14 protein-coding genes and 1 pseudogene are annotated in these 15,794 nt (G+C 67.6%); 4 read left to right on the top strand and 11 right to left on the bottom strand.

Annotated features, from left to right (window positions below; genetic code table 11):
• Nucleotides 1-14: 14 nt before the first annotated feature.
• The 8 genes from hemA to ACOQPQ_RS12700 form a co-directional block, all read right to left on the bottom strand.
• The gene (gene hemA / locus ACOQPQ_RS12735; RefSeq protein ID WP_420639799.1) at nt 15-1,265 is read right to left on the bottom strand and encodes a glutamyl-tRNA reductase; all 1,251 of its coding nucleotides are present in this window, start codon (nt 1,263-1,265) and stop codon (nt 15-17) included.
• Between the two features lie 23 nt (nt 1,266-1,288).
• Entirely contained in the window at nt 1,289-1,918 is a 630-nt protein-coding gene (locus tag ACOQPQ_RS12730; protein ID WP_420639798.1) for a precorrin-2 dehydrogenase/sirohydrochlorin ferrochelatase family protein, read from the bottom strand.
• A 110-nt stretch (nt 1,919-2,028) separates the two neighbouring features.
• Nucleotides 2,029-2,904: an SAM hydrolase/SAM-dependent halogenase family protein gene (locus tag ACOQPQ_RS12725; RefSeq protein ID WP_420639797.1), complete on the bottom strand. Its 876-nt coding sequence runs from the start codon at nt 2,902-2,904 to the stop codon at nt 2,029-2,031.
• A gap of 97 nt (nt 2,905-3,001) precedes the next feature.
• Nucleotides 3,002-3,166: a helix-turn-helix domain-containing protein gene (locus ACOQPQ_RS12720; RefSeq protein WP_420639796.1), complete on the bottom strand. Its 165-nt coding sequence runs from the start codon at nt 3,164-3,166 to the stop codon at nt 3,002-3,004.
• A gap of 161 nt (nt 3,167-3,327) precedes the next feature.
• On the bottom strand, nt 3,328-4,122 hold the full coding sequence (gene proC / locus ACOQPQ_RS12715; RefSeq protein ID WP_420639795.1) for a pyrroline-5-carboxylate reductase: 795 nt from the start codon (nt 4,120-4,122) through the stop codon (nt 3,328-3,330).
• A 163-nt stretch (nt 4,123-4,285) separates the two neighbouring features.
• Entirely contained in the window at nt 4,286-4,774 is a 489-nt protein-coding gene (locus tag ACOQPQ_RS12710) for a YbjN domain-containing protein (protein WP_420639794.1), read from the bottom strand.
• A 31-nt stretch (nt 4,775-4,805) separates the two neighbouring features.
• Nucleotides 4,806-6,020 carry a glycosyltransferase gene (locus ACOQPQ_RS12705; protein WP_420639793.1) on the bottom strand — a complete coding sequence of 405 codons (1,215 nt, stop codon included), beginning with the start codon at nt 6,018-6,020 and terminating at the stop codon, nt 4,806-4,808.
• A 65-nt stretch (nt 6,021-6,085) separates the two neighbouring features.
• Nucleotides 6,086-6,322 carry a MoaD/ThiS family protein gene (locus ACOQPQ_RS12700; protein WP_420639792.1) on the bottom strand — a complete coding sequence of 79 codons (237 nt, stop codon included), beginning with the start codon at nt 6,320-6,322 and terminating at the stop codon, nt 6,086-6,088.
• Nucleotides 6,323-6,451: 129 nt separating this feature from the next.
• On the opposite strand from ACOQPQ_RS12700, the gene ACOQPQ_RS12695 reads away from it, so the two are divergent.
• The 3 genes from ACOQPQ_RS12695 (at nt 6,452) to ACOQPQ_RS12685 (ending at nt 11,699) form a co-directional block, all read left to right on the top strand.
• Nucleotides 6,452-7,096 carry a histidine phosphatase family protein gene (locus ACOQPQ_RS12695; RefSeq protein ID WP_420639791.1) on the top strand — a complete coding sequence of 215 codons (645 nt, stop codon included), beginning with the start codon at nt 6,452-6,454 and terminating at the stop codon, nt 7,094-7,096.
• Nucleotides 7,093-9,351: an arylsulfatase gene (locus ACOQPQ_RS12690; protein WP_420639790.1), complete on the top strand. Its 2,259-nt coding sequence runs from the start codon at nt 7,093-7,095 to the stop codon at nt 9,349-9,351. The genes ACOQPQ_RS12695 and ACOQPQ_RS12690 overlap by 4 nt, the downstream gene beginning before the upstream one ends.
• 77 nt (nt 9,352-9,428) lie before the next feature.
• The gene (locus tag ACOQPQ_RS12685; RefSeq protein WP_420639789.1) at nt 9,429-11,699 is read left to right on the top strand and encodes an arylsulfatase; all 2,271 of its coding nucleotides are present in this window, start codon (nt 9,429-9,431) and stop codon (nt 11,697-11,699) included.
• A 4-nt stretch (nt 11,700-11,703) separates the two neighbouring features.
• Here ACOQPQ_RS12685 and ACOQPQ_RS12680 read toward each other — a convergent pair.
• Together ACOQPQ_RS12680 and ACOQPQ_RS12675 are read right to left on the bottom strand one after the other, a co-directional pair.
• Nucleotides 11,704-11,835, bottom strand: a pseudogene (locus ACOQPQ_RS12680) (SDR family oxidoreductase); the annotation flags it as partial.
• A gap of 100 nt (nt 11,836-11,935) precedes the next feature.
• Nucleotides 11,936-13,324: a hypothetical protein gene (locus tag ACOQPQ_RS12675; protein WP_420639788.1), complete on the bottom strand. Its 1,389-nt coding sequence runs from the start codon at nt 13,322-13,324 to the stop codon at nt 11,936-11,938.
• On the opposite strand from ACOQPQ_RS12675, the gene ACOQPQ_RS12670 reads away from it, so the two are divergent.
• On the top strand, nt 13,315-13,899 hold the full coding sequence (locus tag ACOQPQ_RS12670; RefSeq protein ID WP_420639787.1) for an IS110 family transposase: 585 nt from the start codon (nt 13,315-13,317) through the stop codon (nt 13,897-13,899). The two genes, ACOQPQ_RS12675 and ACOQPQ_RS12670, sit on opposite strands and share 10 nt — an antisense overlap.
• A 204-nt stretch (nt 13,900-14,103) precedes the next feature.
• Here ACOQPQ_RS12670 and ACOQPQ_RS12665 read toward each other — a convergent pair whose 3' ends face one another.
• Nucleotides 14,104-15,393, bottom strand: coding sequence for a hypothetical protein (locus tag ACOQPQ_RS12665; protein ID WP_420639786.1), 1,290 nt, complete (start codon nt 15,391-15,393; stop codon nt 14,104-14,106).
• Between the last annotated feature and the right edge of the window lie 401 nt (nt 15,394-15,794).

Here is a 15,794-nt window from a genome sequence, read left to right as displayed (position 1 = left end):
GAACGAGAACTCCCCTAGAGGTCGAACAGATCCCGCAGTGCCTCGGCCAGACGGTCGCCCCGCGGCGAACCGGCGGCGTCCTTCAGCCTCACCGTGGGTTCGTGCAGCAGCTTGCCCACCAATCCCCAGGTGGCCGCTTCCACCGCGGCCCGTTCGGCCGGGGACAGCCCGGCGGTGTGGCGTACCAACTCTTCCTGGCGAAGTACCTCCGCCCGGGTCCGCAGGGCGGTGATCAACGGGGCGGCCTCCCGGGCCGAGGTGTCGTCCCGGTAGCGGCCCAGCTCGTGGTCGATGATGCCCCGCACCCGGTCGACTTCGGCCCGCCGCTCGCGCAATCCTGCGTCGGCGAACGCCCGTATGTCGTCCATGTCCAAAAGGGTCACCCCGGCCAACTCCCCGGCCGTCGGGTCGACGTCGCGGGGTACGGCCACGTCCACGATCAGCAACGGTCGGTGGTCCCGCCGTTCCATGATCTCGGCCACGTCACCGTGCTCCAGCAACAGCGACGACGCCCCGGTGGAGGTCAACAGCACATCCACCCTCGAGAGCTCGCCGGCCAGCTCGCCCAAGGGCACCGCTCGCCCGCCGATGCGACGGGCCAACTCCGTGGCCCGGGCCGGGGTGCGGTTGGCCACCACCACCTCAGCAGCACCGCTCTTGGCCAGGCCGGTGGCCATGCCCTCCCCCACGTCGCCCGCACCGAGCACCATCAGGCGCCGGCCGGCCAAACCACCCGTCCGCTCGGCGGCCAAGGCCACCGCAGCGTGGGAAATGGAGGTGATGTGGTGGGAGATCTCCGTCTCGGAGCGGGCTCGCTTGCCCACCTCCACCGCCCGGCGGAACAGGGCGTTGAGCGCGGTCCCGCAGGTGCCCTCCAGCCGGGCGCGCTCCCACGCCGCCTTGACCTGCCCCTGAATCTCGTGCTCGCCGAGCACCGCCGAGTCCATGCCGCAGGCCACCGAGAACAGGTGCGAGGCCGCGTCGGCGTCGTAGTGGGCGTACAGCGGGTCGCTGAACTGTTCGGGGGGCACATGGGAGGCTTCCGACAAGAAGTCCCGCACGTTCTGGAAGGCCCCGTGGAAGGTCTCGGCGAAGACGTAGACCTCGATGCGGTTGCAGGTGGACAGCACCACCGCCTCGGACAGGTGCTCGCGACCGATCAGATCGGCCAACGCCTTGGGCAGCCGGGTGTCGTCAATGGTCATCCGCTCCAGGAGCCCGAGCGGTGCCGTTCGGTGATTGAGGCCTATCGCAAGAACTGACACGACTTCGCCAGAGAATTCCTACCTCAGGGGCGTTCGACCAAGCGGTCGACCATGGCTTCGGCCGCTGCGATGTCACCGGAGCGAACCATCTCCAGCATTCCTGAATCCAGGGCTTCTTGCCAAGCCAGGTCTTCGGTGGAGATGCCTGCTTGGCGAAACCGTTCCCGGGCCTCGCTGAGCAGGCCCAACAGCGTTTCGTACTCCGGTCCGATGTCGTGTTCCAGGCGACGACGGAGCCATCGGGACAGAGCCGGACTGTGCCCCCCGGTGGAGCAGGTCACCATCAGCGGCCCTCGGCGCATCCGGCTGGGAAGGGTGAACGCGCAACGCTCCGGGTCGTCGGCGCTGTTGACCCACACCCCGGCGGCCTCGCCGTCGCGGTAGACCTCGCCGTTGACCTCCGGGCAACCGGTGGCCGCCACCACCAGCCAGTAGTTCCCGGCGTCCCCGGTGCGATACCGGCGGCGATGCACGGTGATGTCGGGGCGGGCGTCCAGTTCGGCCACCACGTCCGGGGCGATCACCTCCACCACCGCTCCGGCCTCGGTCAGCCCGTCGACTTTGGCCAGCGCCACCCGTCCCCCACCCACCACCAGGCAGCGGCGGCCACCCACCCGCAGGTTCACCGGATAGAGGACCTCATCGAGGGGCATGGCGCAATCGAGGGGCCGGGCCCGCTATCGGGCCAGCACGAACAACTGGATGACGGCGGCGATGAGGATGGCCGACAACAAGATGGCGATGGCGATGGTGGTTCCTGGTCTCATGCCCGTTCATCCGATCGTCTGGGCTGCAATTGCACGGGAGTATGGAAGGGAGTGGCCGGCGCCGAATCGGCGGGCTCAAAGGTGACGGCGTCTCCCTCGACACCGCTCAACTCCAGAGCCGCCGACCCTCGGTTGACGCTGACGGCCACCAAGCCGTAGGAGTCTACCAGCACCCCCATTTCCCCCCGCTCCAGATCGCCGTAGGTGCTCACCCGACGCACGTTGCGACCGACGTCGCCCACGGTGAGCCGCACGCCGTCGCCCAGCGACTCGATCTCGGCCGGGTCCAGGTTCACCTGCAGGTTCCCGAACCGGTCGATCCACAGCACCTCGGCGTGGATCCGCTCACCCTCGGTCCGGCTGACCGGGACCACGCCGGGAGTGAGGCTGTGGACCGGGATGTCGGTGCCCACCTCGTCGAGTCGGGTGCCCGCGCACAGATGGGCGGCAACCGGGGCGAACACGTCCCGGCCCGCAAACGTGGGGCCCGGCGACGCCACGTGCAGGTGATCGGCCGTGAGTTCAACGGCCCGGGTGGCCCCGCCCACCATGGCCACCGCCGGGGCCAGCAGGCCGTTGTCGGGGCCGACCAGCACCGAGGCGCCGTCGCCCACTTCCACCGCCACTGCCCGGCGATTACCGCCCACGCCGGGATCGACCACGGCCAGCACCACGCCGGGCACCAGATACTGGGCGCTGCGGGCCAACGCCAAGCCCCCGGCGCGCACGTCGTGGGGAGCAATGTCGTGGGTGATGTCCACCACGGTCACCTCGGGGGCGATGGAGCGGATGACCGACTTCACCACCCCCACGAACTCGTCCCCCAATCCGTAGTCGGAGAGGAACGAAACCGTGTCGTAACGCAGGCTCACCAGGTCCATCCCACCATGGCCCTGCCCGTTTGCGCCAACACGCCGCGGGGCCGCATCTCTGTGTGGCCCAGCGGGGTGGGGCGCCGACGGCGCCGGTTCAGCCCGCCTGGGTGTATCGACTGGCCAAGTAGGTGTCGATGTCTCCCTCACGCAATCGGTAGGACTTCCCGATGCGCACTGCCGGTAGATCTCGCGCCTTGATGAGGCGATAGACCGTCATCGTTGAGACCCTCATGAGCGCAGCCACTTCGGCCACGGTCATGAGTCTTTCCCGCCCTTCTGGCTTTACCATGCCATCTCACCCCTCACTCCGCGGTGCGCCGCTCACTCTAGGCAATACCCCCACCGTCGTGCCAGCCCGCTCCCCCCGGTCCCCGGCGGGCCACGGTGCCCGCGGCCCCGGCAGCCGGGCCACCGCCGGGGTCAGGAGCCGCCCAACTCCCGGCTGCGCTCGGTGGCCGCCACCACGGCGGCCACGACAGCCGCCGCCGTGCCACGCGATTCCAGTTCGGCGATCCCCCGGGCGGTCGTCCCCCCCGGCGAGGTGACCGCGGCCCGCAGATCGGCGGGGGATTCGCCCGATTCCACCAACAGGCGGGCCGCGCCCAACAGGGTTTGGCGGGTCAGGGCGTCGGCCATGGCCGGGGTCAGCCCCACCTCCACCCCGGCGGCCATCAGGGCCTCGGCCAGCCAGAACACGTAGGCCGGCCCCGAGCCGGAGAGCCCGGTCACGGCGTCCAGCAGCGATTCGTCGCACGCCACCACCGTGCCCACTGCTTCCAGGATGCCGGTGGCCCACGCCAGATCGTCGTCGTCGGCGTGGCGACCGGCGGCGATGGCCGCCGCGCCCGCCCCCACCAACGCGGGCGTGTTGGGCATGGCCCGAACCACCCGGGCGCCCTCGTCCAAGGCCGCTTGGAGCCTCGCGGTGGTGACCCCGGCGGCGATGCTGAGCACCCGGCCGACCCCCGCCTCCCGCAACAGGGCGGCCGCCTCGGCGGCCACATCGGGTTTCACGGCCAACACGGCGTCGACCCCCTCCAGTGGGGTGTCGGTCACCGTCACCTCCGCGAAGTGGTCGGCCAACTCGGCTCGGCGGTCGGGGATCTTCTCCACCACCGCCAGGTCGCCGGGTCGGGCCCAGCCGCCGGCCAGCAGACCGCCGAGCAGGGCCTCGCCCATGCGGCCCCCACCGATGAGTTGCAGTCGATGCGCCACCCCCCTGCTATAGCAGGCCGGGCGTCACCGAATCGGGCAAATCCTCTGGCCGGTGGGGCGACTTCCCCGATCTTTCCCACCGGCCAGGAGGATCACTACCAAGGTCTACCAACGGGAAGGAATGGAAAGCAACTCAAATTACTGAAAAGGGCCAAGATGGGAATTACCCCCGGAACCGGGTGGCGAACCCGATGCGCATGCAGGGGCGGAACCATCGCTCGGCGGCGGCGTAGAACGATCCCAGGAGCCGGTCGATGTCGGTCTCGGTCAGCGTCCGCCCCGGCACTTCGGCCACCAGGAACACGGCATCCTCCACGCCGATGGCAAATCGCAACCCGGCCATCTCCCGGTTGCGGCGCAGCAGGTACTCGTAGAGCCTGGCGTCGTTCTCCTCGGGGGCGGGCATGAAGTAGCACTCGCAGTGGAGCAGGCGCTGGCCCAGCGTGAACCACACGGTGGACACCGCCTTCTCCTCCCCCACCATCCGCACGTACCAGCGTCGCTCGGCGGGCTCACCCCGGTCCACGGTCAACACCGTCGGGTTGGTGGCGAGCTGATCGTCCAGCCAGGCGTCGATGTCGGACGCCAAGGCGGCCAACTCGTCGGCGGCCAGGGGTCGGTCGTCGCCCGCCCGGCCCGCGCCTTCGGTCATCGGGGGGCCTGGTCCCCGGTGCCGGGATGGGTCATGAGCAATAGACGGGCACTCGGGACTGGATCTTGCGGTAGATGGCTCGCAACGAGCGGGCCATGGCGGTCCAGGAGAACGATCGAGCCCGCGTGGCGGCATCCATGGCCATCTCGGCGGCCATCAGCGGGTTGTCCAGCAACGTGGCCACCTGGGCGGCGAAGGCATCCGGGGTGGCGTCGTCCACCAGCAGGCCGGTGCGGCCGTGTTCCACCACCGACCGGAGCCCTCCCACCGGAGCCGCCACCACCGGGGTACCGCTGGCGGCCGCTTCCAGGGCCACCAGCCCGAAGGACTCGCTGCGGCTGGGCACCAACACCACGTCGGCGGCCCGGTAGTAGGTGGACAGCCAGTGGTGCGGCTGGGGCGGCGCCAACCGCACCCGATCTTCCAATCCGAGCGTGCGGATGCGATCGGTCAGGCGCCGGTACTCGGCGTCGCCCTCGGTACCGCTGGGACCGCCGACCACCAGCAGCCGGGCGTCGGACCGGGCCAGGCGGGCGAGGGTCTCCACCACCACCACCGGGCGCTTGAGGGGTTGGATGCGGCCCACGAACAACAACACCGGCTCGGGTCCCAGGCCCAGCGCCGCCCGGGCCCCCTCCCGGTCGCCGGGGGAGAACAGCGCATGCTCCACTCCGGGAGGGGCCAGCTCGATCCGCTCCGGCGGGGCGTCGTAGTACCGGCGGAGCTGCTGGGCTTCCGGATCACAGGAGGCGATCACCGCGTCGGCGCAGCCGATCACCTCGGTTTCGGCCAGGGCCCGCTGGTCGGACTCGGGGTCGCCGGTGGCCGCCTTCACCCGGGCCAGCGTGTGGAAGGTCACCGCCAACGGCACCTCCAGCGCGTGCTTCACCCGGTGGCCGGCCACGCCCGAGAGCCAGTAGTTGGCGTGGATCACGTCGGGGCGGCCGTGGCGGCCCATGTCGGCCAGCACCCCGTCGGCAAACCGGTCCACCACGCCGACCAGTTCCTCCTTGCCCAATGCGGGGGGACCGGCGTCGACGTGGACCACGGTGACCCCCGGCTCGACGTCCACCTCGTCGGCCAGGGCAGGGTGCGCACGACGCACGTACACCCGAACGTCGCTGCCGCCGTGGGCCAAGGCGGCGGCCATCTCCCGCACGTACACGTTCATGCCCCCGCTGTCGCCCACCCCCGGCTGGGCCAGCGGCGAGGTGTGCAACGACAGTATGGCCACGCTCTGGGTCATGGCCGGGCCCTCCGAGGCCCGCAGCCGTGGCGCGGCACGTGGGAACTTGGCATGGCCGAATCAGGCTATCCCCCCGACACGGGGGGGAGCACGGCCACCTCGTCGCCGTCGGACACCGGCTCGGGGCCGGTAACCGGTTCGCCGTTCAGCCACACCCGGCACATCTGAAGCTGCTCGGCAAAGGCGGCTCCGTAGCGATCAACGGCGGCTGCCAGCACCTGCTCGACGGTGGCACCGGGCACGTCGTCACGGCCGACTCCGGCCACCTCCCTGACGTGGGCGAACAGGCGCAACGTGGCCATGACCGAAGTGTACGGGAATCCCCCGGCCCGGCCATGTCCGGGTGACGGGGGCAGCCGCCCCGGCCCGGCGGCCCTGAATCCCCGTCCTCGGCCACGACCCGGGATCAGGGGACGGGTACCGTGCCGGGCGTGGCCCGCTTGTTGCTGTTGCGTCACGCGCAGTCGGAATGGAACGCAGCCCGACGCTGGCAGGGCCAGGCCGACCCCCCGCTGTCGGAGTTGGGGCGCCGCCAGGCCGCCGAGGCCGGTGCCCGGCTGGACCCGGTCGACGTGGTGGCCTCCTCCACCCTGCGGCGGGCCCAAGCCAGCGCGGAGATCATCGCCGAGATCATGGGCTGCGACCCGCCGATACCGGTGCCCGAGCTGATCGAACGAGACGTGAGGGAGTTCTCCGGGTTGACCCGCCGGCAGATCGAAGAGCGATACCCCGGCTACCTCCGCGACGGTCGACGGCCGCCGGGCTGGGAGGACGACGAGGTCCTGTTGCATCGCATCTTGGTGGGCTGCCACCGGTTGGCCGACGTGGTGGGCGACCGAACCGCGCTGGTGGTCACCCACGGCGGGGTCATCTACACCCTGGAAGACCACCTGGGGTGCGCGCCCACCCGGGTCACCAACATGACGGGGCGGTGGGTGACGGTGGCCGACGGCCGGTTGACCGCGGGCCCACGGGTCCACCCCCTCGACGGCGTGGACTTACCGACCCCGGCTCCGCCGGCTGCTCCGCCTTCTGGCGACCCCCGACGGCGAGAGGTAGAAATGAGCGGCGAATGATCCGACTCAGCCTGAAGGACAGCTCGCCGGAGCCGACGACGGACCCGTACCGGCGCGGTGCGCCCAATGTGGTGGTGTTCGTGCTGGACGATCTGGGGTTCGCGCAGCTCGGTTGCTACGGGTCCGATCTGGAGACGCCGAGCATCGACGGTCTGGCCGCCCGGGGGGTCCGGTTCACCAACTTCCACACCACCGCGGTGTGTTCGCCGACCCGGGCGTGTCTTCTGACCGGTCGCAGCCACCACCGGGTCGGGATGGGAATGCTCCCGGACATGCCGATGAACTACCCGGCCTACACCGGCCGCTTTCCCGACGGGGCGGGCACGCTCGCCCAGGTCCTCGGAGCCGAGGGCTACGCCACCACGGCCATCGGCAAGTGGCATCTGGTGCCCCGGGATCAGCGGGCCATCGGGCCCTACGACATGTGGCCCACCGGGGTCGGCTTCGACCGCTACTACGGCTTCCTCAACGGCACCACCGACATGTGGGCCCCGAACTTGGTGCGCGACCAACAGCACGTGGAGCCGCCGCGCCCCCCCGAGGAGGGGTACCACCTGGAGGCGGACCTGGCCGACGAGGCCATCGCCCAACTCCGGGAGCTGCACCTGCACGACCCCGACAGGCCCTTCTTCCTCTGGTACGCCACCGCCGCGCCCCACGCCCCGCACCAGGCCCCACCGGAGTGGATCGACCGGTACCGGGGGCAATTCGACGCCGGGTGGGACGTGTGGCGCGAGGCCACTCTCGCCCGCCAAAAGGAGATGGGCATCGTCCCCGCCGATGCCGTGCTCTCCGAGCGCCCCGAGTGGGTGGAACCCTGGGCCGACGTCGACCCCGACCGACGCCGGCTCTACGCCCGGATGATGGAGGTCTACGCCGGGTTCCTGTCGTTCTGCGATCATCAGCTCGGTCGGGTGCTCGACGCCATCCGGGAGATGGGCCGGGCCGACGACACCATCGTCGTGTTGGTGTCCGACAACGGGGCGTCGGCCGAGGGCGGCCCTCACGGTGCGTGGAATCAACTGCGCCACGTCACCAGCGATGTGCCCGACGAGATCGGCCGGGAGCTGTCCCACTACGACGACCTGGGCGGGTTCGTGTCCAACGGCCACTACCCGTGGGGGTGGGCTCTGGCGGGCAACACGCCGTTTCGGCGGTGGAAGCGCTACACGTTCGAGGGCGGCGTGCGGGATCCGATGATCGTGTCCTGGCCGGCGGGGATCGGCGCCCCCGGTTCGGTGCGCCACCACTACACCCACGCCACCGATGTGCCGGTCACGATTCTCGACCTGGCGGGCGTCGACGCCCCGAGCCATCTGGGCGGGATCCCGCAGCTCTCCCACGACGGTGTCTCTTTTGCCGGTCCCCTCGCCGACCCGGAAGCGGGCGAGGTGCGCACCACCCAGTACTACGAGTGCTGGGGCAGCCGGGCGATGTACGCCGACGGTTGGAAGGCGGTGACCAACCACGTCAACCAGCTCACGACCAACGACCGGGAGCGGATCAGCGGCTCGTCCGACTTCGCCGCCGACGAGTGGCTGCTGTTCCACGTGGACGAGGACTTCTCGGAGACAACCGACCTCGCCGGGCAGCGGCCCGACAAGCTGGCCGAGCTGACCGCTTTGTGGGACGCCGAGGCCGAGCGCAACCAGGTACTCCCGCTCGACGACGGGCGCATCAACCGAATCGCCCAGATGCACACCCCCTGGATCAACTACCGGTCCCGCTACCACCTTCGACCGGGCGACAAGGTCCACGAGATACACGGGCCGATGCTGTTCGGCGGGTTCCGGATGACCGCCGCCTTCTCCCCGCCGATCGGCGGCCACGAGCGAGGCGTGATCTGCGAGCAGGGCAACCGGGTGACGGGGTGGGCCTGGTTCCTCGACGGCGGGGTGGCCACGTGGGTGCTGGTGGTGGACGGCTCGCAACACCGGCTGACGGCCCCCATCCCGGCGGGAACGCGGTTCATCACGGTCGACGGCACACCGGTCGACGGCGGCTTCGAGACCGCCTTCCACACCGACACGGCCGGGGAGGCGGCCACCGCAAAGTGGCCCGTCGGTCTGCCGATGGTCTTGGCCGCCGACGGGGCCTTCCTCACCGTCGGCTACGGGCGGCCCTTCTCGGTGTGCGAGGACTACCAGCCCCCGGCTGAAGCTCCGTCGTCGTTCACCGGCGTGCTCGTCAAGACGGGGACACCGCCCCCGTTCGATGCGGACGCCGTGCTGGCCGACGTCATGAGGCACCAGTGACCGCGGGCGAACCGACGGCCGGGTAGGGGCCGTGGCGGCCACTTTGGAAACCAACCGACACCGATGAGAGGACAGCCATGACCGGGAACATCGCCCTGTCGATCGCCGACTCCACCTCGACCGGGCCGGGGCCCCCCTTCCCCGCCGACGCCCCCAACGTGTTGATGATCGTGTTGGACGACCTCGGGTTCGCCCAGGCGGGCTGCTACGGCTCCGACATCGACACCCCGAACCTGGACCGCCTCGCCCAAAGGGGCGTGCGGTTCACCAACTTCCACACCACCGCCATCTGCTCGCCGACGCGGGCCTGCCTGCTCACCGGGCGCAACCACCACCGCGTCGGCATGGGCCTGGTGCCCGACCTGCCCCTGAACTTCCCCGGCTACACCGGCGAGTTCCCCCGGGCGGCCGGCACCCTCGCCCACGTCCTGCGGGATCAGGGCTGGGCCACCCGAGCGGTGGGCAAGTGGCACCTCGTGCCCTGGGACCAGCGCGACTCGGGCCCGTTCCACATGTGGCCGAGCGGGCTCGGGTTCGAGCGCTACTACGGATTCCTCAACGCCGAGACCAACCAGTGGACGCCGAACCTGGTCCGCGACCACGACCACATCGAACCGCCGGCCTCCCCCGACGAGGGCTACCACCTCGACGCCGACCTGGCCGACCAGGCCATCGCCCAACTGCGCCAACTCCGCCAGAACCGCCCCCACCAGCCGTTCTTCCTCTACTACGCCACCGGCGCCCCCCACGCGCCCCATCACGCCCCCACCGAATGGGTGGACCGGTATCGCGGCCGCTTCGACGCCGGGTGGGACGCGTGGCGCGAGCAGACCCTGGCCCGAGCCCAGGACCTCGGAGTCGTCCCGGCCGACGTGGAGCTGTCCGAGCGACCACCCTGGGTGGAGGCCTGGGACGACATCGACGACGAGCGGCGCCGCCTCTACGCCCGCATAATGGAGGTGTACGCCGGATTCGTCTCCCACACCGATCACCACATCGGACGAGTGCTGGACCACCTCGAATCCACCGGCGAACTCGACGAGACGATCGTCATGGTGATCTCCGACAACGGGGCGTCGCCTGAGGGCGGCCCCCACGGCACGTGGAATGTGATGCGCCAGTACGTCAAGACCCAGGACCGCGAGCCGATCGCCGACGAGTTCGCCCACATCCACGAACTCGGCGGCCACCGGGCTTACAACCACTACCCCTGGGGATGGGCGTGGGCCGGCAACACCCCCTTTCGACGGTGGAAGCGCTACACGTTCGAGGGCGGCGTCCGCGATCCCCTGATCGTCTCGTGGCCGGGCTGCCCCGACCCCGGCGCGACCCGCGACCAGTACTGCCACGTCACCGATCTGATGCCGACCGTGCTGGATCTGCTGGGCATCACCCCACCGGCAACCCTCGACGGCACCGAACAGATGACCCTCGACGGGGTGTCCCTGGGCGAGGTGCTCGCCGACCCCGACGCCGCCGAAACCCGGACCACCCAGTACTACGAGTGCTGGGGCAGCCGGGCGATGTACGCCGACGGTTGGAAGGCGGTGACCAACCACGTGAGCCAGTTCCACCCCGACGAGATGGAACTCATCGTCGGAAGCCACGACTTCGCCACCGACGAATGGGAGCTGTTCGACACCCGGAGCGACTTCACCGAGTCTTCGAACCTGGCCGAGCAGCGGCCCGACAAGCTGGCCGAGCTGGTCGCCCTGTGGGAGGCCGAAGCCGAACGCAACCAGGTCCTGCCGCTGAACGACCGGGCGCCGCGGGCCAACGCCGAGCACATGCGCATGCCCTGGCTGAGTTTTCGCACCGTGCACCACCTGCGCCCCGGCGACAAGGTCCACGAGCTGTCGGGGCCGATGATCTTCGGGCGGTGCCGCATCACCGCGGGCTTCGACGGGGGCGTGGCGGCCAACGCCTCCGGGGTGCTCTTCGAGCAGGGGGACTGGGTCAACGGTTGGGCACTGTTCCTCCACGATGGCCACCTGCACCTGGCCGTCAACCTGCACGGCAGCGAGCACCGATTGGCGGCGCCCATTACCGCGGGCCGCGACCTGGTCGCCGTGGACCTCTCACTCGACGATGACCGGCTCCTCGTGGAGCTGCGCGACGGCGGCGAGCCCCTCACCACTGGCACGTTCACCATCGGCGGACCCATGGGCCCGTGGGCGTCCGACGGGGCGTTCCTCACGGTGGGCTACGCCCGCCACTTCCCGGTCAGCGACCTCTACCAGCCACCCGCGCCGGCGCCGAGCAACTTCACCGGCCTGGTGTTCGACACCGCCCCCGCCCCCGAGTTCGACTTCGAGGCCGAACTCCGGCGGGCCATGCGCCACCAGTGAGCGCTCAGGCCAGGGTTGCTCCGTCGGCCACGATGGTGGCGCCCTCCACGTAGCTCGCGTCGTCGGAGAGCAGAAAAGCGATCACCCCGGCCATCTCCGAGGCGTCACCGCCCCGCTGGGGAGGGATGACCCGCCGGCCGTACTCCTCGAAGAACTTCTCTGAAACTCAAATTCCCGCGGCACACTGCGACCCTACCGTCCCGCCAACTGGACACGCGACAGAACACAAACAGCGCTCAACCACGCAAACAAGCCCACGACACACCACTAGCTGCATGGCAGAAGTCAGCGCTTATGGGAAGACCAATAGGAAAACCGGATGCACGACAGGATCTATCGATCGCCAAATCCTCACCATTTACCCAGTCTGTGCCGCATAACTGTCCCCCGTAGATGGTTGCACCTCCTGACGCCCTGGCATGCTGAAAGATCTCAGAATACCCATTAACCTGTGATGAGCCCCAGACCAACGCATTGTCATGCACCCTTGCATAGTCATGAACCCTTGTAGGGTCAGAGACTACCAGCTCAGATTCGATGCTCCCCCAGTTGTCCTCCCAGTCTGGACTTTCTTTGGAGATACTCTCTGTGATTGGGATACCAGACTCGAAAAAGCCTTCTACTGTGGCGATCGATGTGACCCATGCATGCGGCTCATACTGGGAGTCTGTCCACCATTGTCTGGCTACGTAGTCTTCTTCAAAAGCAGACGACAGAGTGGGTTCTCCATTGGAGTTGAATCCAGAGACATATTTGGATGCGGAGTAAGTGAAAACTTTGGCATTGCCAAAGACATGGGCGTTGTCGTAGACGTGTACGTCGTCGAACACCTGAGCGTGCTCATAGACCCTTGCTTGGTCCGAAATCTCCGCCTCGCCGAACACTTTGGCATGTTCGAACACCCAGGCCCCGTCGGAGATGACTGCATCGCCGAAGACGTGCACCCCGGTACTGCCGAACCCCGCTCGATGCCAAACTGGCTCCAGACCCAACTCGCCCCACCCTTGCACCCAGGCGAGCATGCCTGCCACATTTGCTTTGCTCCCAGCAGCATCCTTGCCGGACTGTGCGAATGGCCTGAAGGCCCTTCCGCACACCACCGCTTCGTCCTCGACCACAGCGTTCCCATACACCCCTGCCGCAGAGCACACCACGGCCGCGTCCACCACCTGGGCCTGATCGGAGACCTGTGCCCTGCGGAAGACCTTGGCCTGCCCCGACACCTGCGCCCGGTCTTTCACCACCGCTCCACCGGACACCTCCGCGAAACCCGTGACCAGCGCATCGTCCTCCACCCGGGCATCGCCGAACACCTTGGCGTCACCAGCTATCCAGGCCGAGCCTCCCGCACTGAGGTTCCCTTCGCCCTCGACCCAACCCCCAAGATCGCCTCGCCGTGCCACCAACACCGGCTGGCCGTCCACTACAACGGTGATGTCCCGTAAGGCCCGGACCCGCTTCAGGCCGCCATCACCTGCTGGATCTGCTACCAAGCAGAACTTGTCGTTCCCCGGCGGCGAAACGCACGACGCCACCTCATCACCGCCACCCGACCCTCCACACCCCGCGGCCACCATCACCAACGCGGTCAACACCCCCAGCCCCCACCGCCTCAATGCCTTCACGTGGCCACATTACATCCGGGCCTCAAACCCCTCGTAGCCTCCATTCACCTACCGGGGTCTGTTGGGGTTTTTGGGAGGTCCCCCACGAGGACACCTTCACCGTCGGCGTCGTCGACTGCTGCGGGGTTGAGACCTGCTGCGAGGCCTTCTCGAACACCAGGGCCGGTTATGGCGGGGCGATCGATTTGCTCGCCGGTCACGGTGTCGAACAGGTCGGCGTGGAGGGATCGGCCAAGTGGGGGGCCCATGTCGCGATCGCTTTGTCGGCGGCCGGGTTCGACACCCGCGAAGTCCCGACGTCGCGGTCCGCCGCCCAGCGCCGCTCGCGGCGCCTGGACAAGACCGACGCGGTCGACGCCATCGCCTCGGCGCGGGCGCTGTTGGCGGAACCGACGCTCGGGCCTGTGCAGGCGCTGGAGGTTTACGACCCCCTGGTTGGCGAGATCGAAGAGGTGCTCGAGCACCGTCGAGCCCACAAACGCCACCTCACCAACCGAGTCATACGCCGAACGCGGGGCGACGAAAACACCCGAAAACAACCCCTCAAACACGCCGCTCGACAAAGGGCCATCTGACAGACCCGTCGCTGACATGACAACCAGCCATAATGGCTGATCCGACGCGACCACCGGTGGAGCCCGCCTCCCCTTGCCAAGTGCGGTAGTTCGCAACCACCACACTGGCACCGCAGGCTCACCCAAAAGCGGAACTACCCACCCGAGCTAACAACCTCCATGGACAGGACACCTAGATACGGCAACTACTGCTCGCTGCCTGCACTAGTTGAAACACTCAACTGTCCCCCCGTGCTTGGTAGAATTTATCCACATCGATCCACATAGTCGCCCCCCATCTTTTTTGGAAGCACCAGACACCCTGACCTCCTCAGCAATAACTGCATTACCAAATATATGTGACCCTCCCCATACTCGGGTGTTCCCAAACACACGCGACCGGCCGAACACTTCTGTGGGCCTTGGATGTCCTAGTACATCGGTGTCTGAGGGCAACCATTTGCCATATGGAATCAAGCTACCTCCATCTAGGAAGGTGAATTGGGCAACCACAGAGCGAGGATATGACCACTGGTGAGGGTCATAATCTGAATTTGTCCACACCCGTCTTGCAACATCATCTTTGTCGAATACATCGGCAAATACATTACCCTCCGTCTCCGTCCAGTTCACCCTATATTGTGCATCAGAGTGTCCAAAAATCATAGCGTTTCCATATACCTGTGACTGGTCATAGATCCTCGTGTCGCCAAAGACCTGTGCATTACCGTAGACGAGTGCATCATCCGAAACCCGGGCAGTGCCAAATATACTAGGAGAGTCCAATATGGTTGCAGAGCCAACAACTTCAGCTCGATCAAATACATGTGGCCCCATCTTTATGCTTCGAAACTTGTCCAAGACTACCTCATGAACTGTTTCTGTCCAACCGCGCACCCAACGCTCTAACCTCATCACATCAGGATAGACCATCAACTGACTTCGAGCACCTAAGACAAATTGCCTTGCTGGCGTGCCACAAACAATTGAATTGCCGGTAACCCTGGAGTGGCCATATGTGTGTGCATTTTGACAAACAATAGCATTTCCGCCTACCACCGCCTCCCCGTACACCTTGGCCCCTCCAAATACCCTGGCCTGTCCCGACACGGCCGCCCGGTCCCGAACCGCCGCCCCGTCGGACACCTCCGCCAGCCCAGTGACCAAAGCATCCCCCTCCACTCGGGCACCGCCAAACACCTTGGCGTCACCAGCCACCCAGGCCGAGCCCTCCACACTCAGATTCTCTTCACCCTCCACCCAACCCCCCAGATCACCCCGTTGCGCCACCAGCACCGGCTGGCCGTTCTCCAGCGCAGTGATGTCCCGCAAGGCCCGCACCCGCTTCAGACCGCCCCCACCCCCTGCCGGGTCCTCAACCAAGCAGTACTTGTCGTTCCCCGGCGACGAAACGCACAACGCCACCTCATCACCGCCACCCGACCCCCCACACCCTGCGGCCACCAGCACCAACGTAGTTAACACCCCCAGCCCCCACCGCCTCAATGCCTTCACGTGGCCACATTACATCCGGGCCTCAAACCCCCGAGGCCACTGCCCATCTCCCACCCACCAGTCCCGGCGGGACTGTCCGAGAGGCTGTTGATCAATGGCGAGGGACTCGTCGTTCCCACCCGCCGAGACCTCGGGTTCCAACCATGGCAGCAGGCCCCTATTTCGCCCCCACCGCCTGCTTCAACGCCATGAGCCTACCGGCCCCTATTTCCGCCAAGCCCTGATCTCGATACTCACCTCACTCCGACTACTGCCCAAGCCCTTCCTCCACTTTCCCAACTCAAGAATGACAGCCTACCTAAGAGGCCCCATGACTCCTCGAGCGTCGCGCTTCCTTCTCTTCCCAATAGCAGATTTGCCCAGTGCCAGAGTGATACCATCTCTCCCAGTATCCTCCCGCA

This window comes from Candidatus Poriferisocius sp. (assembly GCF_965219775.1).
GTDB lineage: Bacteria > Actinomycetota > Acidimicrobiia > Acidimicrobiales > Bin134 > Poriferisocius.
This window is presented reverse-complemented; position numbering and strand designations above follow the sequence as displayed.